Genomic DNA, 23,526 nt, shown 5'->3' with positions numbered 1-23,526 from the left:
GAAGCCATGAAAACGCATCGGATCTGGCCGGCCATCATCATCGTCCTGACAATCAGCCTTGTATTTCCCCTCGGCGGTCTCGCACAAGACCCTCTCGAAATCCTCCAGGAACACGACGTCACGACGAGCGTCAATGAAGTCCCCGGAATGGGGGCCTCGCTGAACGTCGGTGATGATGCGGCTCCCGCTGCGACGGCGGCAATCCCAAAGACGGGTGATGCATACACGATCGGGGTTCTCAGCGATCTGCACATCCGGAAAGACAATCTCGACGGTCTCGAGAGCGCGATCAGGGCGATCAACGGCCTTGCGGGGATGAACGCCGTCGCCATCACCGGCGACCTCGATTCGAAAGTCGCCAGTCCCGACGAATTCGACCTTGTCCGGAAAAAGCTCGGAGAGTTCAACGTTCCTGTGTTCGCCGTCACCGGGAATCACGATTATATCTATGACGATACGATCGACAAGGACGGAAAGAAGAGTCGCGCGACCAAGAAGATCAGACGAGAAAAACTCGAGCGGTTCCGTTCCCACCTGAACCAGAAGGGAATCCGCTATTCCGTGAAAGCGGGCGGCCATCTCCTGGTCTTCCTCCCGCTCGACGCCCTCGAGGGAAAGCCTCTCGCCCAACTGTCGGACACGAGCATGGAATTTCTGAAGAAAACGCTCGCGGAGAACCCGAGGCTGCCGACGGTGATTTTCTGCCACGCCCCGCTCACGGGAAGTTACGAGCGGAAAACCGACCTGGGCCCGATTCACGGGAACATCCAGCCGGCCGACAAGATTCGCGGCCTGCTGAAGCAGAACCCCCAGGTGTTTCTCTGGGTGGCCGGCCACCTGCACATCCGGCCCGGATCGAAGGATTTCTCCTCGAAGTCGAACAAGGTCGACGGCGTCACCGTCATCCATGTCCCCAACATCATGCCGAAGGAAGCCTGGATCCAGACCATCAGGCTGTCCCCGGAGGCGGCCGTCGTTCGCACCTACAGCACCCGGGCGAAAAAGTTCCTCCCCGCCCACGACCGGATCTTCCGTCATACGAGGGCCACCACTTCTCCTCAGATTCCCCCGAAAGGCGGCGACACCCCGGAAAATGGCGCGGATAACGGCGGCAAGAAGGATGAAATCGGAAACCCCGCTTCCCCGCAGACGCTCGAGCAGAAGTTTCTGGTTCTCGTCCAGCGCATCGTCGACCGGTTGAAAACCCTTCTGAAGAAGATCCACACCCTGCTGGACAAGCTTCACAAAAAATAACGGCGCGGCGCCGGCTTCCATGCGTATTTCCCGCTTCGGCCGCACGGCCGAAGCGTTTTCATTTTCCTTCCTGTCCGGTACTGTTCGCCGGGAGACGGATTCTGGTATCATGGAAGCATACGAACCGATCGAACCTCGAGGGAGGGAAGCATGAATTCTCGCAAGACCGCATTCCTGGCAGGGGCTCTGGTTGCCGCGTTTCTGGGCTTTGCCGCCGTCGATGCCGCGGAGACCGAAAACCGCTGGGCGATCGGGTTGCCCACCGAGACCGCGAAATCCGTCATCAAGAAGGCCGACGGTTCCCAGATCGCCTGGACGACGATCGGGGCACAGACCGTCTTCGTCTGCAGAGGCCGTTTTGCGGAAAGCCTGGTCCGCCGCCACCCCGAAGCCACGGCGGTTCCCTTCCGGCCCGGCGAGGAAGCTTGGCTGCTGTCCACGAAAGACCCGGCGCTTCGCGGGCGCGTTTTTCCGGGCGTCCGAACGATCATGAGCAGGCAGGGTTATCATGTCATTCTGGCTGGCGAAACGGCTCGGATGGGGCTTTCTCGCTGGCTTTCGGAGTTCACCCGGCTCGACCCACTGCCGGAAGACACAGTCGTTCTGACCCCGCCGAGCAGGCCGGGGAGAACCGAGCCCGCACCGGAAGATCCGGTCGCGCTCTTCCTGAACGGGCTCGATCGAAGCGCCTTTGCCGCCGACTTGAAAGCGCTCGCCGACCTTCAGACGCGCTACACATACGCCGCGGGCGGCGCGAAAGCCCTCGATTACTGCGAAGCCTCGCTGCGTGGCATGGGCCTGACGGTCCGCCGGCAGGCGTTCGGAAGCGCGGGGGCGCCCAGCGCGAACATCGAAGCGGTCCAACCGGGATTCGACCCGGCGAACGCGGGCGAGGTCGTCATCCTCGGTCACCTCGACAGCACGTCGCCGAAGGCCTCGACGCTGGCTCCCGGCGCCGACGACAACGGGTCCGGCGCTGCCGGCGTGCTCGCCCTGGCGCGGCTGATGCAGGGTCGCAAGGGTCGGGCGACGGTCCGATACGTCGTCGTGATGGGCGAAGAGCAGGGGCTCCTCGGTTCGAAAGCTTACGTGGCCGGGCTCTCGCCGGCCGAGATCGCCGGCATGCGGGCGGTCATCAACATGGACATGATCGGCTTCGACGCGAAACCGCCCCTCTCGGCTGTTCTCGAGACGGCCGCGTTCAACCGGCAGATGGCCGAGCGGATGGCCGAACTCGCGGCCGCCTACACCACGCTTTCGACGCAGATCAGCACGAATCCATGGGGCTCGGACCACGTGCCCTTCCTGAAGAAGCAGATTCCGACGATGCTGACGATCGAATCCGAGTATGACGACAACCCGACGTATCACCAGGTCACCGACACGTTCGACCGCGTGAACCTCGATCTCGCGCACCAGATCCTCCGACTCAACGCGGCGATGCTTGCGGAGTCCGCATCGGTCGAACGCATGCCGCGCCCCTGACCGCCGCATCCCCTTCACAGCCATGCCGAAAAGAATCCCCGCCCACGCAGCTCCGAAAAAGAAATCCGCCCGAACGTCCGATGCCAAGCCGCGCAGGCAGGCGGCACCGAAGATCGTGACGTCGCGGCCAGCTCCGTCCCGAACCGCATCCGACGGGGAAGACGCGGCGTTTTCCGATTGCGTCACGACGGTCGAAGCGCTGAAAGACCTCGTTCGCGGCTTCATCAGCGAGCGGGAGTGGGCCCCGTATCACACGCCGAAGAACGTGGCCGCTTCGGTCGCGATCGAGGCGGCCGAGCTTCTGGAGCACTTCCAGTGGGAGCACCCGACCCCGGCCCAGCTTTCCCGGACCAAGCGCGGGGAAGTGGCCGACGAGATGGCCGACGTACTCGCGTATCTGCTGAGCCTCGCGAACGTGCTCCAGATCGACCTCTCGGATGCCCTGCACCGGAAGATGGCGAAGAACCGCAAGAAATACCCGGCCGACCGCTTCCGCGGGACGTGGGAAAAGGTCAGGTCCTGAGGCCGGCGCATGAAGGACTTTCTCTGGGCATGGCTGTTCTGGGCGGCGACGATTTTCTGCACGCTTCTCGCCGTGAGCCTGATAGCCGCGTGGCTGCTGTTTTCGACGGCGCCGCACCATCAGCACACCTGGATTTTCTCGGCCGGCTTCGGCTTCGCGTTCGGGTTCATCGGCATCGGCTCGCTCACGCTGTTTATTTTCGACCGGTTTTCCCGCAAGTTCCGGGAGAAGGAGGAAGTCGAGGGCGAGTTGTTCCGGAAAATCGTCCGCGAGACGCCGTTTTTCTTCTTCACCCTGTTTTTCTTCTTCGCGATGGCGCTCTACACCGGCATCCTACTCCTGATGCTCCCGTATATCAGGACGGCGGCTGGCGGTTGACGCGTCTCGACGAACGTATCCGAAAGCATATATCTGGGAGGAACCTGCGATGACCCGTTCGTTCGGCCTGCCGCAGTTCGTCGCCCTCGCGGTGCTCGTCGCCATCATCTGGGCGGGTTTCGGCATCGGCGGCAATACGCTCAGGATCGGCGTGATCGCGCCGCTTACCGGCCCAACCTCGATCTACGGCATCTCGATGCGGAACGGCATCCGCCTCGCGGCCGACGCCGTCAATGCGGAAGGCGGCATCGCCGGCCAGCGGCTCGAGCTCGTCTTCGCCGACGATGCGAACGACAAGATCGCGGCGGCGGAAGCCGCCAAGAACCTGATCTATCGCGACAACGTGAAACTGGTGATCGGAACGGTGAGTTCCGATGCGACGATGAACGTCCAGCGCGTCTGCGAGAAAGCGCGCATCCCGATGCTCACTTCGGTGAGCACAAACCCCTTCATCACCCGCGTCGGGTTCCGGTATTCGTTCCGTTGCCTGACGGACGACACGGTCCAGGCGTCGGAGCTGGCGTCGTTCGCGGTTCGCACGCTCCAACTCCGCCGCGTCGCGATTCTTCACGACTCGAACAAATACGGCTCGATGGGAGCGCGCGTGTATGCGGCCCGGGCGGCCGAGCTCGGCCAGTCGATCGTCGCGAACGCGGCGTTCGACGGCGGCACCGTGAACTTCACGAAGCATCTCGAAAGCATCAGGCCCCTGAATCCCGACGGTCTGCTGATCTGGGGCCTCGCGCAGGAATCCGGGCTGATCGTTCGGCAGGCACGCGAGCTTGGCATGCGCATGCCCGTCCTGGGCGGCGACGGCATGGCTCCGGCCGGCTTTCTCGACATCGCGGGCCCGGCCGCCGAGGGGGCCGTCGTCACGATGCCGTTCAATCCCGCGAAGGGCGGCCAGGCGGCCCGGGCGTTCATGGAACGCTACCGCGGCGCGTTCGGAAGCGATCCCGACTCGTTCGCGGCGCACGGTTTCGACGCCCTTCACCTGGCGGCCACCGCCCTCCGCTCCTCGGTGGAGCGCGGCATCCCCGTCCGGGACGCCCTCGCCGCGATCGCCTCATACGACGGTGTGACCGGGAAGGGCGGGTTCGACGCGAGCGGGAACGAGACCCGGCCCGTCGAACTCGCCCGCATCGAGGGCGGCCGGTTCGTGCCGGCGACGGGCCAGTGAGCACGGGAGGAGCATCATGAGTCCACGACACCCGCTGGCCCGAGACCCGAACGGCTCGAATCTTGCGTTCTGGGCCGGAATCATCCTGGTATTGACATTGATATATAGCATTCGTTTCACGCCGCCCCAGGCGGGCCGGACGCAGAGTATTCCTGCGGTTCTACCCATGCCGCAGGGTGCGGTCGCGCCTCCGCCGCTCCCCGCGAATGCCCCGATTCCGCGCACCGAGGAGCGTCTCCCCGTCGTGACGCCCGACGAGAAACCGCCGGTCGTGTCGCCGACGGAGCTTTCAGGTGCGGGCGCCGCCATCGCCCGGACCGTCCCGGCCTGGTGGCAGGTCGCGACGCCGCTTCCGCCGGTGAACGCGGTTCTCGTCGCTCCGGACGGCCTCGTCTGGGCGGCGACGGAAGGCGGCCTGGCACGGATCACGGCGGGGCAGGCCCTCCTGATGACGCCGGACGAAGGCAGTTTTCCTGCAAAACCGGCTACGGCCCTCGCGCACGACGGCACGTCGCTCTGGATCGGCAGTTTCGACGGCCTGTTCCGGAGTCAGGATGGCAGGCGGTTCCAGCGGTATACTGCGGCGGACGGCCTGGCCCACGACATGATCTGGTCTCTCCACTGGGACGGCGCCGTTTTGTGGGTCGGCACCCAGAACGGCATTTCGTTCCTGCTTCCAAACGGCCGGTTCGAGACGGTTACGAAGCGGATCTCGAACGGCGGCCTGGCGGATCTCTGGATCGGCTCAATCGGCAAGCTCGGCCACTATGCGCTGTGCGGGAACGACGACGGCCTGAGCATCTGGGACACCCGGCTGCCGGCGGCGAATCCCTCCGCCTGGTCGACGATCGACATGTTTGCGACGAATCTCGCGCACAACTGGATTCTTTCGCTGGCCGTCTCGCCGGAGGGAACGGTCTGGGCGGCCACGCCGGGCGGACTGTGCCGGCTCCGCACCCCCGTCGAGCGGGTCATGAGCGGCGCAACGGCGGACTGGGAAGTGTTCAACCAGTCGCGGGGGTTGCCGGCGGATCGGATCGACGCCGTCCTGCCGGTCGGCAACGACGTTTGGGCTGGCTGCACGGGCGGCCTGGCGCGAATCCGCAACGGATCGACGCGCGTCATCACCCCGGCCGACGGGCTTCTCGCCTCGGACGTTCGGTCTCTTGCGGCCGGCTCTGGAACGGTCTGGATCGGAACGTCGGGCGGCGTTCAGGCCTTGGCGCTCGACCTGTTCGACCGCTGACGAAGGGCGCAGGATGACGACGACCGACCCCGCCGCCCGCATCGAAGAGCTTCGTCGGCGCATCAGGCGTCACGAATGGCTGTATTACGTCAAGGGCGAACCGGAGATTCCCGATTCGGAGTTCGACCGGCTCATGGCCGAGCTCCGCAACCTGGAAGAGGCTCACCCCGAGCTGATTTCCCCCGATTCGCCGACCCGGCGCGTCGGCGGAGCCGCGAATTCGTTCGATACCGAGCGGCATCGCGTTCCGATGATGAGCCTCGACAACGCCTACGGCACGGGCGACCTCCGCGAATGGATCGCCCGGATGCAGAAGATCGCCGGGGAACACGTTTTCCCGATCGTGGCGGAACTGAAGATCGACGGGCTGTCCATCTCGCTGACCTACCGGGACGGACGGCTCGAGGCAGGCGTCACGCGAGGCGACGGCCGCGTCGGCGACGTGGTGACCGGGAACATCCGCACCGTCCGCTCGCTGCCGCTGACGATCGAGAGTCGATTCGACATGGACATCCGCGGCGAGGCGTGGGTCCCCCGCTCGAAGCTGGCCGAGCTCAACCACGAGCGGCTTGCGGCCGGCGAGGAGCCCTTCAAGAACTGTCGGAACCTCGCCTCGGGCTCGCTGAAGAACCTCGACCCGTCCGTCACGGCGGGACGCGGCCTGCGCGTCACGGTGTATGACATCGCCCAGGCGCGCGAACTCGGCTTCACCAGTCATTGGGAGTCGCTCGAGTTTCTGGGCCGCCAGGGGTTCGTCGTCAACGCGCCGGCCAGGCTGTGCCGAAGTTTCGAAGATATCGAAGAGTATATTTCAACCGCCGACCGGCTGAGGAAGGAACTCGACTTCGACACCGACGGCGTCGTTCTGAAGGTCGACTCGCTCGCGCTGCGGCGCGAACTGGGCGTGACCGCGAAGGCTCCCCGGTGGGCGATCGCGTACAAGTTCGCCCAGGAGCAGGCCGTCACGCGCCTCCAGTCGGTCGTCTGGCAGGTCGGGCGGATGCAGATCACGCCGGTCGCCGTGCTGGAACCGGTCGAACTCGGCGGCACCACTGTCTCGCGCGCCTCTCTCCACAACATCGACCAGATCAGGGAAAAGGACATCCGCGTCGGCGACCTCGTCGTCGTCGAGAAGGCCGGTTTCATTATCCCCTACGTCGTCGAGGCGCGGCGGGACGAGCGAACTGGCACGGAGACCACGATCGAGCCCCCGGAAGCCTGCCCGGCCTGCGGCGGTCCCACCCGGGTCTGCCGGGAGGCGGAGGAAGGCATTCCCGGCGCGGGCGAATCGACCGTCGTCCATTGCACGAACGCGGCGTGCCAGGGCATGCTCGCGCGGCGGGTGACCTACTTCGTGACCATGATGGAGATCGAGAACGTCGGGCCCCAGCTCGTCGAGCGGCTCGTCTCGGCCGGCCTGGTCGCCGAGCCCGTCGACCTGTTCCGCCTGCGCCGCGAGGACCTTCTCAGCGTCGAGCGGATGGGGGAAAAACTGGCCGAGAAAATTCTTGCAAATATAGCGAAAGCGCGGGCGAGGCCGCTGGCGAAGGTCATCGCGGCGCTCGGCATCCCGAACGTGGGGGCGGTATCGGCGGAGGACCTGGCGCACCGGTTCCCCACTTTTGCGGCGTTCAGGGCCGCCTCGGCCGATCAGCTTCTCACCGTTCCCGGCATCGGGGACAAGGTTGCCCAGTGCATCACCGGATTCCTGGCCGAGCCGGCGAACGTCGCCTGGCTCGACCGCCTCGCGGCGTGGCTGATCGAAACGCCGGCCAGCGAAGCGCCGACGCAGGCCGCACCGACTCTCGCGGGGAAAACCTTCGTCATCACCGGCGAAGCCAGCGTTCCGCGAAGCGAGCTCGAGACTCTGGTCAAGCGTCACGGTGGGCGGGTGAGCGGGTCGGTATCCGCGAAAACGAACTATCTCGTGATCGGATCCCTCGAAGGGCCCGGATACACATCCGGCAAGAAAACCAAGGCCGAATCGCTCGGCATTCCGATCATCGACGAGTTCGGTCTGCAGTCGATGGCGGAATCCGGGAACGCACCAGGAGGAGAGCATGCATGACACAGGCGCGAAGCTGATTGAAATATTTCCTTCGATCCAGGGAGAGGGCATGCAGGTCGGCCTCATGCAATTGTTCGTGAGATTCGCAGGATGCAATCTGCTCTGCCGCAACTGCGACACGCGACGCTCGTGGGATGCCGGACCGGGCTTCACGCTCTGGCCGTGGCCCGGCAGGCGTACGCAGCAGATCGCGAACCCGGTCTCCGCCGAGGTTCTGTACGACACGCTCACGAGCGAGTACCCGATGGGCGATTTTCACAGCATCTCCCTGACCGGCGGCGAGCCTCTCATGCAGGCCGAATTCATCGAAGGCTTCGCCCGGCTCTGCCGGCGGGACGGCCTGAAGATCTTTCTCGAAACGAACGGCAGCCTCGCCGCCCAGGCGGCCGGGATCGCCGAGTTCGTCGATTTCTGGAGTGTCGATCTGAAGCTGTCGAAGAACTGGGGCCTCAACGGCCGGCTGGCCGAGAAGCATCGCCGTTTCCTGAAGGCCGTGCCCCCGGAACGGTCGTATCTGAAACTGGTCATCGACGCAATCGACGACCCCGACGAGATCGTCCGGCAGCTCGAAAAGATCGACACGCACCGCTACGTCGCCGTCGTACAGCCGTTTTCGGCAAGCGCCTCGTCGATCGGCGACTGGGACAGCAGGCTGATTCTCGAATGGCTGCAGATGCTGCGCCCGCATTTCCGCGAAGTGCGCTGGATTCCGCAGGTACACAAATTGTTGCGCATCCCCTGACCGTGGTGTATCCTGCAAAGAAGCCTTTTCATTTTCAGGCGGCAGCATCAGGGGAACAGTCATGGTATTAAACGATAAACTATTTTTCCAGAAGTCGATCACCTGCCCGGTCTGCGAAAAGCCGTTCACGCGGTACACCCTGCGCAAGACGCAGTTCAGCATCGCGAAACGCGATATCGATTACCGCCCGATCTACGTCGGCCAGGTCAACCCGCGGCTATTCGCCGTGTGCGTCTGTCCCAACTGTTTCTATGCCGGCGAAGACAAGTTTTTCTGCCCCCGGATGAGCGAAGACGACCTGCGCCGCCAGGAGTATTTTCAGAGCCACAAGGCCCAGTGGGAGGCACAGAGCCGCGTCCGGGCGGCGAGTTCCGGCCAGCAGATCTGGAAGGACCTGGCCGCGGAGAAGCTGAAGACCCTCACCCCGGAAGACCTGGCGATCCTGCGGCGGATCTCCCCTCTCCTGCAGAAATCGGCGGCGGGCATCATCGCCAAAGGCAAGCCGTATAACGAACTCCAGAAGGAAGGCGATCTCGACGCGGCAATCCGGTCGTACGAACTGGCCGCCATCTGCTACAAGGCCCGCAAGGCGAACCACCGGATTCTCGGCTACACGTATCTGAACGGTGCCTGGGCGAGCCGCGATGCGACGGAGCAGTTCACCGACGAAGCCGCGCGGAAGCCCTTCAAGGAGTTCGAGAACGCGTTCCTGCGCGAAGCCATCAATTTCCTGACGATCACGAACAAGTCGACCAGCCTGGAAGACGCGTTCATGCCTGACGGCACGAAGATTCCCAAGGAGAACATGCCCGAGTCCCGCATTTTCGAGATTATGTATATTCTCGCGGGAGCGAATCGCATCGTCGGGAATCTCGAGGTCAGCAACAAGTTCATCGAGCAACTGCTGTTCGGCTCGTCTGGCGCCCAGGGCGTCATGCTGTGGTTCGCGAACCAGGCGCGCGACATGCGCAACGTCGGCGTCGGCATGGCATCCTCCTCGGCGGCGCTCGCCGCCGAAGAAGAATCCGACGAGGATGAAGAGGACGGGGACGACGAGGAGTAAGTCTCCTCTTCCACTCACGTCCCCGGCTTCAGGAGGCCCTCCAGAGCATCAAGCGTCATTCCGTGCGCGCGAAGCATTTCGGCGAGCGTTCTCGCCGATCCTGCCGGCCGGAGGGGCCCGAAGCGCGCAACCGGCGCTCCCGCCCGCGCGGCAAGCCACTCCGCGGGGCCGCCGGCCGGGAAATGGCTTTCAAGCACGATCGCGCGGCTCGCCGAGCGCGCGAGCCGCGCGATCTCCCCGTCGGGATCCGCATAGTCGAGGAAGCCGATCACCTCATACCGCCCGGCCACCGATTCCGGGCAGCCCGCAACCCACTCCAGCGCCATCGAGACCAGGTGCGGATCGGACGAGAAGAGGCGGATGCGGCCGGACTCGCTGCCGGCGCCCGTGCCATCGAACCGCCAGCGGCGCCAGCGCAGGGGCGCCTCTTCCGACGGTTTCGGCAGCTGGTCCGGGAGCGGCGTGCGATGCAGGCGGAGATACGCGGGCACCGACCGGCGGCTGGCGACCCGATCGTCGGCATACCGGTCGAGCAGGATTGCGAGAAGATTTCCGGCGTCTTCCGGCGTGAGCGGTTCGTAGACGTCGAAGCCGCCCAGGGCCCGGATCAGCCCGATATCGTTCAGTGACTGGTGCGACTTCCCGTCGGTATGATAGTCGATGCCTGCGTAATGGCCGGCGACGATGACGGGAAGCCCTTCTGCCGAGATCGCAAACAACTGGTCGAGCGCGCGCTTGTGGAATGCGGCATAGGTGTTCACAACGGCCACGCCGCCGCCGAGGGCGATGCCGGCGGCGATCGAGGCCATGTCCTGCTCGCTGATGCCCACTTCGATGAACCGGTCGGGAGAGCCGAGAGCGATGTCGGTCAGGCGGCAGGACTTCTCGAGGTCGGCATCGAGGACGAACAGCATCTTCCGGCGCGGCATCGCATCCTGTAGCGCGGCCACGAAGCCGGCGGCGGTCGGGCGGGAAGTCGCAGTCACGGCCGTCGCTGGCTCGGCGGGCGTCTCCCGCGCCGATTGGGGGGCGTGCTCGCGGCGCCATGCGGCGAACGCGTTCGTGATATCCGAATCGCCGAGCCGTTCGACGAGTTCGGCCGCCATGGCCAGATACTCGCCCCGGTCGGGGATGCGGGCGTGCCAGACGCCCCGACGACGCTCCGTTTGAGGCGTCATTCCGGTCAGCGAGGTCCCGTATCCCTTGACCGTTTCCGCGATCACGATCGCCGGGCGGCCACACTCGGCAGCGGCCTTGAGCGTCTGGTCGAGGGAGCGGACGGAATGACCGTCGCAGGTGAAGACACGCAGGCCGATTCCCGAAAACAGGCCATTCCAGTCGTGGGCATCCTTGATTTCGGCGCACCGGCTGTCGGACTGGAGGAAGTTCCGGTCAATGATGGGGATGCAGCCGGACAGTCCGAGCCGGGCGTGGGTCAGCAGGGACTCGAACACCTGGCCTTCCTGGAGCTCGCCATCGCCGAGAAGCACGTAGCAGTGATGGGAAACGCCCGCGCGGCGCCTGGCGAGAGAAAGGCCGAGCGCTTTCGACAGCCCCTGGCCGAGCGATCCGCTGTCGGTGTCGACGCCGGGAACCGACCGGTCGCAGTGGGCCGGCAAGCCGCGGATCGTCTTGTATTCGAGCAGTTTTCCGATCGGGAAGAGGCCGCAGGCCGCGAGAATCGCATACTGGGCCATCGCCGCATGGCCTTTCGAGAGGACCACCAGGTCGCGGCCGGCCCCCGGCAGCGCGGGGTCGCCGATGCGCAGGTGGTAGAGAACGGAGAGGATCTCGACCGCCGAGAAGCTTGCGCCGAGCCAGCCGTGGTTCGCGGCGAACAGCCCCGCGAGGGTGTTGATGCGATGAATCGCGCAGAGTTTGTCGAGAAAACCGTACCGGCAGTCGCCGGAGGCGTAGACGAGGGCGTCCGTGAGCCTGCCCATCATGTTTCGGTCGACGAGGAACGGGGTGAAGGAACCGGCCGCGGGCGCATCGTGAATGGTGTTCATGCTACCAGCATTACCGCACTCCGGCCCCGCGCGCAACCGGAATCGGGCGTCGCCCCCCGTTTCCCGAAAAACTCGAACTCGAGCCCCGCGGGAGTTGCAGGGAACGGGGGATGCGGCTATAATGGGGCCGATGAATCCGAACAACCCGAGAAACCTGTATTCGCCGATGTTTTCCGACTCGCGGAACCGTCGCGGTTCCATGGTTTTCATCGCCCTGATCGGCGTTCTGCTGGCCGCGGCGGCGGTGGTAACCGGCGGTCTGTATCTGCTCGGATCGAAAGCGCAGGGGCGATTCGACGGTCATCTCGAGGAAGGCCGTCTCGCCGTCGAAAAGGACCGCGGAGACCTGGCGCTCGCCGCGTTCACCAAGGCCGAGACCGAGTTCGGGATGCCTCTGAGGGTATACCGCAAAATTGCAGGACTTGCCGGCAGAACGTTCACGAGCGGAGAGGATCTCGACGCGCTAATCGTCGGCGCGGCGCTGATCCAGGCCTACGACTCGTTCTTCAATCTCAGGAAGGCCCCGGACGCCGTCGCGACGGCCGAAAAGCGCGCCGCGAAGCTGACGAGCCCGGAAGGCATCGAAATGAAGCGGGCCGCCGCAACCGCGCGAGAGGTGAACGGCCTGGTCGAGAAATTCCTGTCCCGCGCCTATACCGACGTGATGAAGGGCCTCCTCGCCGTCGAGAAGAACGCCCAGGCGAGCGACCAGGACTTCTTCATCACCGAGATCCGCCTGATGATCGCGTGCGGGAAAGCCATGAAGGAGCCGGCGATCATCGACCACGCGCGGGAGCTGCTGTTTTTCCTCGCATACGAGGCCGGCATCAAGAACAAGCGTATCGATCTCCTCTGGACACAGCTTGGCAAATGAGCCTCCGGTACAACCCGCACCGGATCGCCCGCGACGCTTTCCGTTGGTCCCCGACCTCCCGCTCGGAGGGGTCGTTTCGGGCCGATGTCCGGCAGCGCGCGCTTCAGGTCTGGAGCGGACGCGAATGCTGGCTTCCGGTCGACGTCATGCCGGTTTCCGACGTTCTGGAACTCGCCGCCGAGTATGGATATGATGCGATATGTATCGCCTCCCTGACCGCAGGCGACGCCCTTCCCGGCGAACCGTTGCTGGAATCGGCCCATCGCTGGCTTTCGATGGTGTATGAGTGTTCCGAAGCCGCCGTCGCGACGGCCCAGAAAGGCCCGGAGCGCTGCGACTGGGACGCCGCCCCCTGGTTGTCCGCGGCCTTCGCGGCGCGCGATCACCTCGTCCTGCGGGCGCATGCCTACCCCGCTCTGGCCGCGGTGCGCAAGGCCTGGAAGCGGGCGCCGGCCGGCCCCGCCGTTCCCGGTGAGGGCCTGCGGCTGATCTGGTCGCTGCTCCTGCCATTCGCGCCTCTGCTCGCCCGGTCGTTTCTCGAACGGACGGGCGGCTGGCCGGCGCCGTCCCTCGAGAAGCTCGCCGAGCCGTTTCTGCCCAGGCGTGCGGTGCGCGTGGCGCTCGAGCGGGGTGGCTGGAACTGGGTCGTCGTCGACGCACGCCGGTTCGAGACCGAACCCGGCCGGGAAATCGCCGGCATCGGCTGGATAGCGGAAGCCCTCGGAGACCGTCCCTGGACGGTCCGCAGCGAGGTGGAAGGATGGAGGGTATGTCTGAGCCGAACGCCGACGACCGCCGCCAATTCCTGATTCTCATCGTTGGCTCTCTTCTGATCAACCTCGTCGCGGCGTGGTGGTCGACGCATGCCGTCAGTCCTTCGGACGCGGTTCCCGCCGGGGAGGCCCTGATCGACACGCACGTCGATGCGAAGGGCCGTGTGTGGGGCGTTCCGATCGCCGAAACGGGGCGGCAGGCGCCGTCGAAGGTGATCGTCAACACGGCCGACCGGCCCGCGTTGCTGGCGTGCCCCGGCATCGGACCGATCATCGCCGACCGGATCATCGCCGAGCGGCGCGAGATGCCGTTCAGGAGCTGGGATGATCTGCAACGGCGGGTTCCGGGGCTCGGGCCGGCGAAGATCAATCAACTGCGCATCGACGGCGTGCGACTGGACGAGGAACCGTGAAACGACGACATCCCCCCCGGCCCCTTTCCGGAGGCGAATACGAAACCCTGCCGTTGTTCGTGGCGGGATTCATCATCGGTCTGCAGCTCGCCGACTTCGTGCCGGCAGCCGGTTCGTGGGTGTTTCTGGGGCTGGCCATCGGCGGGGCAATCCTCTCGTTCGTCCTGCCGCTCGGAGGGCGGGCGGCGTGGGCGCCGTTGCTGGGCTGTGCGATCGCCTGCGGTACGTTCGCGGGAACGGTCAGGTATGAGCCCCCCGCGACGCCCGCCGAACTGGTGCCCTTCGACGGCTCGAGCGGCCGTCTGACCGGCGTCTGCTCGGGCGATTTCAGGCCGCTGGCCCGCGGAGGCCTGTCGTTCACCATGTCCCGGCCGCTGTATGAAACGGCATCGCAGGAAATCGCCCTCTCGTGCGACGTCCGGATCGAGACCCGCCGCACCGAACTTCTGCCGGAGCCGGGGCAGCGGTATTCCGCGACCGGCACGCTGTCGTCCGGGGACGGCCGGCGTCTCGCCAGGTTCAAAGCGGCCGCTCTCGGCGAAGCCTCCGGTTCGGCCGCGCTAGCACCGACGTTCGGCTTTCTGCAGAAACACACGCGCGAGGCGATTGCCCGGCTTCTTCCGGAACGCCACCAGGGCTTCATGCAGGGGCTGCTGCTCGGCGACACGAGCCGGCTGAGCCGCGAAGACCGCCGCCTGTTCAGGGATACCGGCGTCTCCCATCTGCTCGCCGTCTCGGGTCAGCATCTCCTCGTTCTCGCATTTGTACTAACGGCTATACTTCACTGGAGCGGCATTCCGCCGGTCTCGCGGGCTCTGCTCACCGTCGCCGTCCTCGTCGGCTACGCGATGATGACGTCCGGCCAGCCGTCCGTCTGGCGAGCCGTGGTCATGTATATAGCCGTAGCTCTATCTTCTCTTCTCGAAGCCGATCCCGGCCCTATCAGGCCGATCGCGGCGGCGGCGCTGGCCGTCCTGCTGTGGGATCCCGCCTGGGTTCATCATATCGGGTTCCAGCTGAGCTTCGTCGCCGTTCTCGGGATCGTGCTCGGCCGGCCGCCGCTCGAATCCCTGTTCCTCCGCCTCCGCCTGCCCAGGGTGCCGGCGCGGTATCTGGCCGTGTCGACGGCCGCGAGCCTTTCGACGATGCCGCTGGTCGCCTGGCATTTCGGCATCGTTCCCCTGGCGGCCTTCGTCGTGAACCCGCTGGTCGTCTGGTCGTTCGATTTCATCCTGCCGATCGGGCTGCTGATGGTGGTCATGAGCGTGGTCTGGTTCCAGGCTGGCGTGTTCCTCGCCGCCGGTCTGGCGCTGGCGCTGGATGCGTTCATGGCGGCGGTCGGGGCCGGCGCCGCGCTGCCTCTCGCACTCGTCGACGTCGGAAGCGTCCCCGCGGGCGCGGTTGCCGCGGCGTATGCGGCCCTCCTGGGGATCGTCGCCTGGCATCAGCAGGTGTCGGCGGCCCGGCCAGCCGTGCGTTCCCCGGTCGTTTCGGAAGCTCCTGTCGTCGAACCCCGGGCAGGCGGGTCGACGGAGAAAAGCGTCGCCTCATCGGATGCCGCCCGTCCGGAAACGCGGAAGGATGGCCCGGCCGCTGAGCCGGTGCTGAACCCGCTCACCAGCGACAGCCTCGTGGAAGCGATCGACGCCCAGCTCGCGGTGTTTCCCAAACGGGCCCTCAAGCAGCAGCAGGGGCGCATCGAGACGATGACGTTTCCCGTACAGGCGCTGAGCCCGGAAAGCCAGAACATCTTTCACCGGATGGACGACTTGACGCTCGAAACCTTGCGCGGCCAACCGGACCGACTGCTCGAAGCGCACGTGTACTGCATGGCCCTGCTGGGGAACGAATTGCTGTCGCGCGTGGCCGTGAAGCTCGAACCGCCGCCGACGCCGGCCGACATCCAGGTGCGCAGAAAGGCGCACAACCGCTTTCTGGCGCTCGTTCTGACCTCGGAAGCGTTCTTCGACTCGCCGCTCCCCGGCCGTGCGACCCGCGCCGGGCTCGCCATGCTGATTCCGCAGGCCTACGAGCTTCACAAGGCCGGCTGCGGGATGCTGTATGCCTTTACGAAGTTGCGCGACGAGGGAAAACGGCTCGAACATTTCGAGTATCGCACGGCGGTTCTCGCCTGGTGCAGAAACCTGATTGACGCTCTCGCGGCGGACGAGAAGCGTCGCAGGCCGGCGACGAAGCAGGAAGACCCGCATGAATCCTGAAAAAGGCCGTTCCCGTTTCCTCGATGCCACCGCCGCCCTCGCCGTTCCGATTGCGACGTTCGTCGCGATCGTCGTGGTTCCCCAGTTTCGGGAGCCCGGGCGCCAGGCGTTCGCCGTCGGGATCGGCCTCATCGGCCTGTGGGCGCTCGTCGCCGCCGGCCGGAAAGCCGAGCAAAGCCTCCTCCTCTCGAAAACCCTCCAGAGCCTCGCGGCCGTCGGTACGCTCATGGTTCTCCTGACGTATCTTCCGATCGCCGGGTATCTGTGCAGACCTCTCCTGCTCCCCCACGCCGACGGAAACGCGGATGCGATCCTGGTCCTGGCCTCGGGGGTCTCGAAACAGGGCGAGTATACGTATGCCGGACTCCAGCGGGTTTTGCACGGCGTCGAACTGCTGCGGGCCGGGCGTGCTCCGCTGCTCGTCTTCAGCACGGGCGATCCCCTTCCGAACCGGCCGATTCCCGAGGCCGCCTGGGTTGCCTCGTTCGCCGCGTTTCTCGACCTGCCGCGAGGATCGTACGAAATCCTGAGCGGGGGCATCACGACGACGCGGACCGAGTCGCGGAAAATCGCGCAGGCCCTGCTTCCACGAGGCATCCGTCGTCTGCTGCTGGTCACGAACGGGCCCCACATCAGCCGCGCGGCCGCCGTGTTCGAGGCCGCCGGGTTCGAGGTGCTACCGGCGCCCGTCCAGTCGGAAAAAACGATCGACAACGCCTGCGAGAGCGACTTCAACCTGTTCTCCTACGCCATGCACGAATGGATCGGAACGATTGTGTACCGGCTTCGCGGCGATTTCTCCCGGCGCTGAGCAGGCGGCCGGAAAAAAGTTTTCCCCGACCCCGACTCCCGGATGAGGTATGGGCAGATGCGCACGCGCATCGATCACACATCCGCCGAGGAGGAACCCATGATTTCGTTGAACAAGATCGTCATTGCCGGCAATCTGACCCGCGATCCGCAGTCCCGACAGATCCGCGACGGCAGGACAAGGGTCGGGCTTTCCATCGCCGTGAACCACACCTTTCAAAACACCGACGGCCAGAGCGCCACCGAAACCAGCTTCGTCAACGTCACCACCTGGGGCACGACCGCCGACCGATGCCAGAAACATCTCCGCAAGGGTATGCCGGTGCTGGTCGAAGGCCGGCTCCGCGTTTCGAAGTTCGACGCAGGCGACGGCAAGCCGCGCTACTACACGGAAGTGGTCGCCGAGTCGGTCACGTTTCTCACCCGCCCGGACGAGACCGCCCAGCTGACCGGCGCCGGCGATTCCTCCCCGGCCGAATCGGGGATCGCCTTCTGATCGTTGGTGACCGCCGCGACGCGCGGGTGTATGATGGTTTCACGTTCATGGAAAAGAGACGACGGCATCCGCACCCGGAATCGCGCCGCGGCGCCATTCCCACCTACCTCCTGACGGCCGTTCTTGCGCTGCTGACGCTGGTTTCGATATATATCGGCAACCATCGAACGAACCAGCGTTCGATCGAAGCTCAGAAACGCCGCCAGGAGGAACAGGCCCGACGTATTCTCGACGCGATGTCCCTTCATTGGCGGCTGCGCGATCAGATATCCATCCATGCCTCACGGATCCTGGCGAAGCTCGAGGACCTCACGCGCGAGCAGAGGATGCAGATCGCCTGGCCGTCCCTGTCGTCCGAGGTGCGCCGGCGATTTCAGGGTTCGCGCGTCTGGATGTTCGACTTCCGGCATGCGCCGCCTGGAACTCCCCCGCGCATCGTCGATGCGCCAGCCGGTGGCCCCATCGGCCGACAGGCGATGCTCCAGGCGTTTCATCATATCGTCAGGCACCACGCCGGGCAGCGCGGCCCTGAGGCCGAGGAACGACGCAATGCGAAACTGCTGACCACGCTATTCGGCAACGACATGGATGTCGTCCCTCTCTCTCAGAGCCTTCGGGGAATTCCGATCAAGGTGATCACCGGACGGGTTCAGCAATATCTCGTCTGGGACATGATCGCAGACGGCACCACCCCCGTCGCCGGCTTCGTCATTCTCGTCCCTGACACGACACAAGCCGCGGCAACGGCGATGCGAATATCGGCGGCGGCCGTCAGAAGCGGAACCGTCCGATGGAACGGTTTCGTTCGCGCCCATCCGTCTCGGATCGGGGATCTGTTTCCTCGACCTCTTCCGAAGTCCCGGGCGCTTCAGGCCTGGTGTTCGAAGTATCGTGCCATCCCGTTCCGTGAACGGGAGCACGCCTTGCCGCCCTGGGGGGAATTCGTCGGCAGATACAGAATCTACACCCGAGCGATGCTCAATTCCTCGCATATTGCGGCAGTTCTGTTGCCGGTCGAGTCGCCGCCGGCGTTCCCGCTTCCGCTGAAGGCGGTCGGCCTCGCGTTCGGCGTCGGCGGGGGACTTCTCCTCGTCCGGGGGCTGCTTCTAGGAACATGGCCCGCCATACCCCTCGCATGGCGTTTCGCCGGCCTGTATTTTCTTGCCTGCGCATTTCCGCTGTCGCTGGCGATACAGACGTGCTCCGGGTATGTGGATGAACGCCGGGAGACGTTGATGCGGAGTCTGGAGCGAAGGCTTTCCTCGACGCTGTCGACGATCGATCAAAGCAAGGGCGAGCTCGAGAACAGGTATCTTGCAACGTTTCTGCGTATTCTCGCCTCCGACAAGTGGCGTAAGGCGGTCGCTCTTCACGGCATCCAGGCTCCGGGCCTCGCCGAGTGGATCGTCGGGGAGTTCGCGAACGCCTCTCCCTCCCTTCCGCTGTCGGCCATGTTTCTTTTTGACATGCAGGGAAACGAACTCGCAACTCGCAGCAGCATGCTGACCTCCGAACAGGTCGACGGGATCCATCGCTTTTACCGGATATCGCTCGTGAACGTCCTCAGGAAGCGATATCAGCTCATGTTTCACCGGCCGCCGGCCGGCGACGATCCTCTCTCGCCGCGGGACGTCCTCTTCTGGAACGCCTTCACTCAAATCACCAATTCAAATGTCATGCAGCATATGGAAATTCGGCGCAGCGTCCCCGAGTTCATCAAGGCGGGAAGCCACTGGCTGGTCAAACTTCATGAATTCGTCACGACAGACGCGGGGGGAATGATCGCGTTCGTCGTCGCCTGGCACGACAAGTTTCTGGAAAAAGAGGCTGTCAGAAGCGCGATGATCGAATTCTCCCGCATGATTCCCGACGGGATGTTTTTGGCGTACCGGAAAGAATACGATCGGCTTGTCCCGCTCACGCCGGCCTCGAGCCTTCAGCGACGCGTTCTCGAAGGCCCGGCCCGAGTCGCGATGGAGCAGGGCGGAGTGTTCGCCACATCCGCCGTCGCACGTGACGAATGGTTCGTGCTGGCTGGCCCCTCCCGTGCCATGCGGGACGTCTGGCTTGCCGCGGCGCTGCCCGTCAGACCGGAATTTGCCGCATTCGAGGCAAGGCGGAGACAGTTGCTCGGATTTCTTCTGCTCAGTCTCACGATCGTCATCTTCCTCGGCGTGGTCACGGCACGACACGTCGTCCCATCGATACAGTCCGTGAAAACCGGTCTCATGGCGGTCACCAGCGGGGACCTCGACATCCGCGTGAAACTGGACAGGCCGGATGAGCTCGGCGTTCTGACGCAGGCGTTCGATGAGATGACCGACGGGCTCAGGCAACGGCAACGGCTCTCGACCTTCGTTTCCGGGGCCGCGCTCCAGGCGATATCCGCGGGAACGACCGAGAAGCCACGACGCGGGCCGGGAATCGTCCTGGTTTCGGATATCCGCTCGTTCACCACGCTGTGCGAAAACCAGCCGGCCCCAGCCATCACGGGCATGCTGAACCGCCATTTCGACCTGATGGCCGAGATCGTTCACCGGTTCGGGGGCCGCATCGACCGGTTCATCGGGGACGCCATCCAGGCCGTCTTCGAGCCCAACTCCTCCGACGACGGGAGTCTCGAACGGCGAGCGATCATGGCAGGGCTTTCGATGCTGGAGCGGATGGACTCGATCAACGACGATCGCCGCGCCGCCGGCCTGTTCCCCTACGCCATCGGCGTCGGGCTGAGCCGGGGCGAACTGCTGTTCGGAGGCATCGGCGATCCCGCCCTCAGGTTCGAGATCTCGATAATCGGCAACGCCGTGGCGGAGGCGACCGGGCTCGAAACGCTCTCCAAATCGGCTCCCGGCCTCCCCCTCGTCATGACCCCTGAGATTGCGGAAGCAGGAGGCGCGCTCACGGCTTCGGCCGTTCCTCTTTCGGGCCATGATTCCCGCGCGTTCGTCTATCGGGGCGACGTCACGGCCCGCAGCCTCCTCCGTCCACAGGGAGGAGGCGCGTGAGCCGCTTCGTGAAGCAACTCGTTTTTATCGTCGGAACCCTTCTTCTCCTCCTGCCGCCCTGGCTGATCAATGCGACGCTTTCCGAAAGCGAAGCCCTCGAGCGGGCAAGACATCGCCAGACGACCTCGGAACTGCTCGACACATCCCTCCACCTGGCAAAGCACCAGGACCTGGGCCGCCTTCTGCTCGTCGATCAGCTCGAGGAGGAGATCCAGAGATTCACCGGGCGCGTCATCTCGAACGAACACATCGACCTCGATCGCGAACTGCGCAACGCGGTGGCCCGCCTCGAAAGGGCAGGTTCGCCGCCTCTCTTCACGATATGCGTGCTCGACAAGGCGGGGCGGGTCGCCGCCCATGGCGGATCCACGCGCGCGGAGTTCGCGTTTTTGCATCGTTTCCTTCAGATGAATGTCCGGAATCTTTTTGAGGAGCTTCCCGCCAGCGAGACGCAGGAGATCTCCGGCATCATTCCCGACATTCTCGGATCGATCCAGACCTTCGGCTATTTTCATGACGAACTCCGCGGATCCGCCGCCCAAGTCGTTTTCAGAGGGAAGGAGGCGCTTCTCTTCTGGAAGCCTCTCATCGACCGGCGCCGGGCCGACGTTCTCCTCCGGTCCCCCATACCGGACGGCTCGTTCGAACCGGGCACGTCGGCACTCGAACCGCATATACGGCGGCAGCTTGTCTGCGGAGGCATCCTGTTCCTCATGCCTTTGCCTGCCGTCGGAGAGCGCAGCATCGTTTCGACGATCCACAGGTATGCCTCCCGCGGGATTCGGCTCGCATTCGTATCTGAAGACGGGAAATCGAGATTCGCTCATCCCTCGTGGCGCAAGCCGCCTCTCAAGACATGCCTCGAAGGGGCGCCGCCGCCGCAGGGCTGGGCCGTCAGCCGCGGAACGGCGATTCTCGGCAGGCGATACACGCTGTTCGGCGCCATGAAGCAACCGGAGACGGGGCCCGGCCAGAACGGAAGCCTGGTCCGGACATGCTGCTGGGCGGCCGCCGCCATGGCTATCCTCACGTGGTTTTCGACGCTGTTCCGTGGCGGCGGCGTTTCCCGGAGCCTCGGCCTTCAGCTCGCCGCCGGTTTTCTCCTTGCGGCGCTGTTTCCCTTGTCGACCATGTTTTTGGTCATCGGGCCGTATGTCTCGGAGCGGCATGAGGTCAGGGTCCAGGAAATTCGGAACGATCTTCGGCGATCCATCGGTCTTCTCGAACTCCAGGCCTTCACGCACCGTCCACGTCTCTGGAGCCTGATCCGGCGTATGTTCGACGACCGGAGGTTCCTCGACGTCGCCAGGCGGGATGCCGGCGGTGACGATCCGGCGGCCAGGGTCGATCTCCAGAACCGGCTGAAGGATAAATTTCTTTATTTATATAACAAGCCGATCAATCTTTCCCTGCGAAAGATCGCCATAGGCGGGATGAACAACTACGTGCGCGACCAGTCGCGCCTTTTCGACCCCAGCGACGGCTCCGGGATGCTTACGGAGCTGCTGAGGTTTACGGCGAACGCTGCGATAGCCGCACGAGGCGGAGAGGCGACGCCCCAAGTGGCCATGTCTCTATCTAACGACCTAGAACGGGGATCCGTCCAGGCGACGAAAGGTGAGATGCTGTGGGATGTAGGCCGTGAAATTTTTCTCTCGGTTCTCGGCCCCGAAACGTTTTTCGATTGGCTGAACGGGAAGAACGAGCCCATTCTGCTCGAAGTCGGCATCGGCATGGCCATGCTGTATGAGATCCTTCTCCCGAACTCGACCCGACCGGAGTTCCTCGTCTCTCTCCTCATCAAGAGCGAGTTCCACGAGAACAACGCCATGGGGCGGACTGTTTCGGGACCATGGCGCGACGGGCCCGTCTTCGCCTTCCAGAGAGATCAGATCGGGAGAATGGTTCACCCGGAATCCGGCGAGCGGCACCCCTTTCTGCGTCGCATCGCCCGCCAGGTGGACGCATCGTCGAAGTCTCTCAGCCTGAGCCTGAGCGACGGAGGCACGAGGTGGCTGATCGAAGGCGCACCGGGAGCGTGTTCCAGGCAGTTCGTCTTCGTCGCGCTCGCCGACGAAGCCCCCCTCCTGGCTGAAACGGCCGCGTTCAGGCGCAGGCTGACCGCGTTGTTTCTGGTCGCTGCGCTGATAACGTTGCTGCTGGCCGCAAGCGCGACCCAGGACATCGTCTCCCCCGTCCGGAGTCTGATCGTCGGCATCCAGGCTGTGAGCGAAGAGGACTACTCCCACCGCGTGCCGGCGGATCGGTCTGACGAGCTCGGCGAACTGGCCGACGCGTTCAACAAGATGGCCCGGGGGCTGGAGGAACGGAATATCCTCAGGAAAATGGTATCAAGCTCGGCGCTGACGGCGGCGACATCGGGCGACGACGAGCGGAAAGCCCGTGAAGGAGCCCGTCGCGAGTTCATCGTCTGTTTCGTCTCCTTCACCGGCATCGAGGCCGCCATGTCATCGATGTCTCCGGAGGCGGCGCTCGAACTGCTCAACCGGCACGTCGTCGTCGTCTGCCGAATCCTGCACGCCGCCGGGGCCGACATCGACAAACTGCTCGGCCCAAAGATCCTCGCCGTCTTTCCTCCGGAGCTTGCCCTCATCGCCGTGAAAACCGCCCGGCGGCTCCAGGCCGCCCATCAGGAAGGCGCTCTCTCGTTCCGGCCCGCGGTCGGAATGACGATCGGCTCGGTCGTCACGGGCATCCTCGGCTCGGGCGGCAGACGGGACCATACCATCATCGGCGACACGGTGAACCTTGCGGCACGGGCGGCCGCGCTGGCCGAGCGATTCGATCCCGTTGCGGTCGTCCTCGACGAGGCACTCAGGCAGCGCGCGAAAGATATCGGAAGCTATGAATCTCTCGGCGAAACGCATGTCAAGGGAAAAGCGCGTCCCGTCCGGCTCGTCCGCCTCGTCGATCAGAAACGAAAGCGCCCGTTTCCCCCTCCGCTCCGCTCTTGACGGAGTCCCGCCC

At 64.7% G+C, this 23,526-nt stretch carries 18 protein-coding genes; 17 read left to right on the top strand and 1 reads right to left on the bottom strand.

The annotated features are described in order from the left end of the window. Positions 1-6 precede the first annotated feature (6 nt). The 9 genes from PLU72_03155 to PLU72_03115 all read left to right on the top strand — a co-directional run bounded on the left by PLU72_03155 (position 7) and on the right by PLU72_03115 (position 9,939). Complete coding sequence (locus PLU72_03155) at positions 7-1,254, top strand: metallophosphoesterase (GenBank protein HOT27161.1); 1,248 nt, start codon at positions 7-9, stop codon at positions 1,252-1,254. Positions 1,255-1,404: 150 nt separating this feature from the next. After that, complete coding sequence (locus PLU72_03150; GenBank protein ID HOT27160.1) at positions 1,405-2,739, top strand: M28 family peptidase; 1,335 nt, start codon at positions 1,405-1,407, stop codon at positions 2,737-2,739. A 199-nt stretch (positions 2,740-2,938) separates the two neighbouring features. Further along, positions 2,939-3,262 (top strand): nucleotide pyrophosphohydrolase, encoded by a 324-nt coding sequence (locus PLU72_03145; protein ID HOT27159.1) that lies wholly within the window; start codon positions 2,939-2,941, stop codon positions 3,260-3,262. 9 nt (positions 3,263-3,271) lie between these two features. Further along, the gene (locus tag PLU72_03140; GenBank protein ID HOT27158.1) at positions 3,272-3,640 is read left to right on the top strand and encodes a hypothetical protein; all 369 of its coding nucleotides are present in this window, start codon (positions 3,272-3,274) and stop codon (positions 3,638-3,640) included. Positions 3,641-3,689: 49 nt separating this feature from the next. Then, on the top strand, positions 3,690-4,820 hold the full coding sequence (locus PLU72_03135) for an ABC transporter substrate-binding protein (GenBank protein ID HOT27157.1): 1,131 nt from the start codon (positions 3,690-3,692) through the stop codon (positions 4,818-4,820). A 16-nt stretch (positions 4,821-4,836) separates the two neighbouring features. After that, a complete protein-coding gene (locus PLU72_03130) occupies positions 4,837-6,066 on the top strand; it encodes a hypothetical protein (GenBank protein ID HOT27156.1) in 1,230 nt (409 codons plus the stop codon). Positions 6,067-6,079: 13 nt separating this feature from the next. Beyond that, a complete protein-coding gene (gene ligA / locus PLU72_03125; GenBank protein HOT27155.1) occupies positions 6,080-8,134 on the top strand; it encodes an NAD-dependent DNA ligase LigA in 2,055 nt (684 codons plus the stop codon). Further along, positions 8,127-8,876: a 7-carboxy-7-deazaguanine synthase QueE gene (locus PLU72_03120; GenBank protein ID HOT27154.1), complete on the top strand. Its 750-nt coding sequence runs from the start codon at positions 8,127-8,129 to the stop codon at positions 8,874-8,876. Before ligA ends, PLU72_03120 begins: the two co-directional genes overlap by 8 nt. Before the next feature lie 61 nt (positions 8,877-8,937). Continuing rightward, complete coding sequence (locus PLU72_03115; protein HOT27153.1) at positions 8,938-9,939, top strand: DUF2225 domain-containing protein; 1,002 nt, start codon at positions 8,938-8,940, stop codon at positions 9,937-9,939. Between the two features lie 14 nt (positions 9,940-9,953). Here PLU72_03115 and PLU72_03110 read toward each other — a convergent pair whose 3' ends face one another. Continuing rightward, on the bottom strand, positions 9,954-11,948 hold the full coding sequence (locus PLU72_03110; GenBank protein HOT27152.1) for a hypothetical protein: 1,995 nt from the start codon (positions 11,946-11,948) through the stop codon (positions 9,954-9,956). Positions 11,949-12,069: 121 nt separating this feature from the next. Between PLU72_03110 and PLU72_03105 the strand changes: the two genes are divergently transcribed. The 8 genes from PLU72_03105 to PLU72_03070 all read left to right on the top strand — a co-directional run bounded on the left by PLU72_03105 (position 12,070) and on the right by PLU72_03070 (position 23,513). Beyond that, positions 12,070-12,822 (top strand): hypothetical protein, encoded by a 753-nt coding sequence (locus PLU72_03105; GenBank protein ID HOT27151.1) that lies wholly within the window; start codon positions 12,070-12,072, stop codon positions 12,820-12,822. Continuing rightward, entirely contained in the window at positions 12,819-13,631 is an 813-nt protein-coding gene (locus tag PLU72_03100) for a hypothetical protein (protein ID HOT27150.1), read from the top strand. Before PLU72_03105 ends, PLU72_03100 begins: the two co-directional genes overlap by 4 nt. Further along, positions 13,592-14,008 carry a helix-hairpin-helix domain-containing protein gene (locus tag PLU72_03095; GenBank protein HOT27149.1) on the top strand — a complete coding sequence of 139 codons (417 nt, stop codon included), beginning with the start codon at positions 13,592-13,594 and terminating at the stop codon, positions 14,006-14,008. Before PLU72_03100 ends, PLU72_03095 begins: the two co-directional genes overlap by 40 nt. Beyond that, entirely contained in the window at positions 14,005-16,227 is a 2,223-nt protein-coding gene (locus PLU72_03090; GenBank protein HOT27148.1) for a ComEC/Rec2 family competence protein, read from the top strand. The genes PLU72_03095 and PLU72_03090 overlap by 4 nt, the downstream gene beginning before the upstream one ends. Further along, positions 16,217-17,038 (top strand): ElyC/SanA/YdcF family protein, encoded by an 822-nt coding sequence (locus PLU72_03085; GenBank protein ID HOT27147.1) that lies wholly within the window; start codon positions 16,217-16,219, stop codon positions 17,036-17,038. Before PLU72_03090 ends, PLU72_03085 begins: the two co-directional genes overlap by 11 nt. A 99-nt stretch (positions 17,039-17,137) precedes the next feature. Beyond that, the gene (locus PLU72_03080; GenBank protein HOT27146.1) at positions 17,138-17,533 is read left to right on the top strand and encodes a single-stranded DNA-binding protein; all 396 of its coding nucleotides are present in this window, start codon (positions 17,138-17,140) and stop codon (positions 17,531-17,533) included. 47 nt (positions 17,534-17,580) lie between these two features. Beyond that, positions 17,581-20,538, top strand: a complete 2,958-nt coding sequence (locus PLU72_03075; GenBank protein ID HOT27145.1) for an adenylate/guanylate cyclase domain-containing protein — start codon at positions 17,581-17,583, stop codon at positions 20,536-20,538. Next, entirely contained in the window at positions 20,535-23,513 is a 2,979-nt protein-coding gene (locus PLU72_03070; GenBank protein HOT27144.1) for an adenylate/guanylate cyclase domain-containing protein, read from the top strand. Before PLU72_03075 ends, PLU72_03070 begins: the two co-directional genes overlap by 4 nt. Positions 23,514-23,526 lie beyond the last annotated feature (13 nt).

The organism is Candidatus Ozemobacteraceae bacterium (assembly GCA_035373905.1).
Classification (GTDB): domain Bacteria; phylum Muiribacteriota; class Ozemobacteria; order Ozemobacterales; family Ozemobacteraceae; genus MWAR01.
This window is presented reverse-complemented; position numbering and strand designations above follow the sequence as displayed.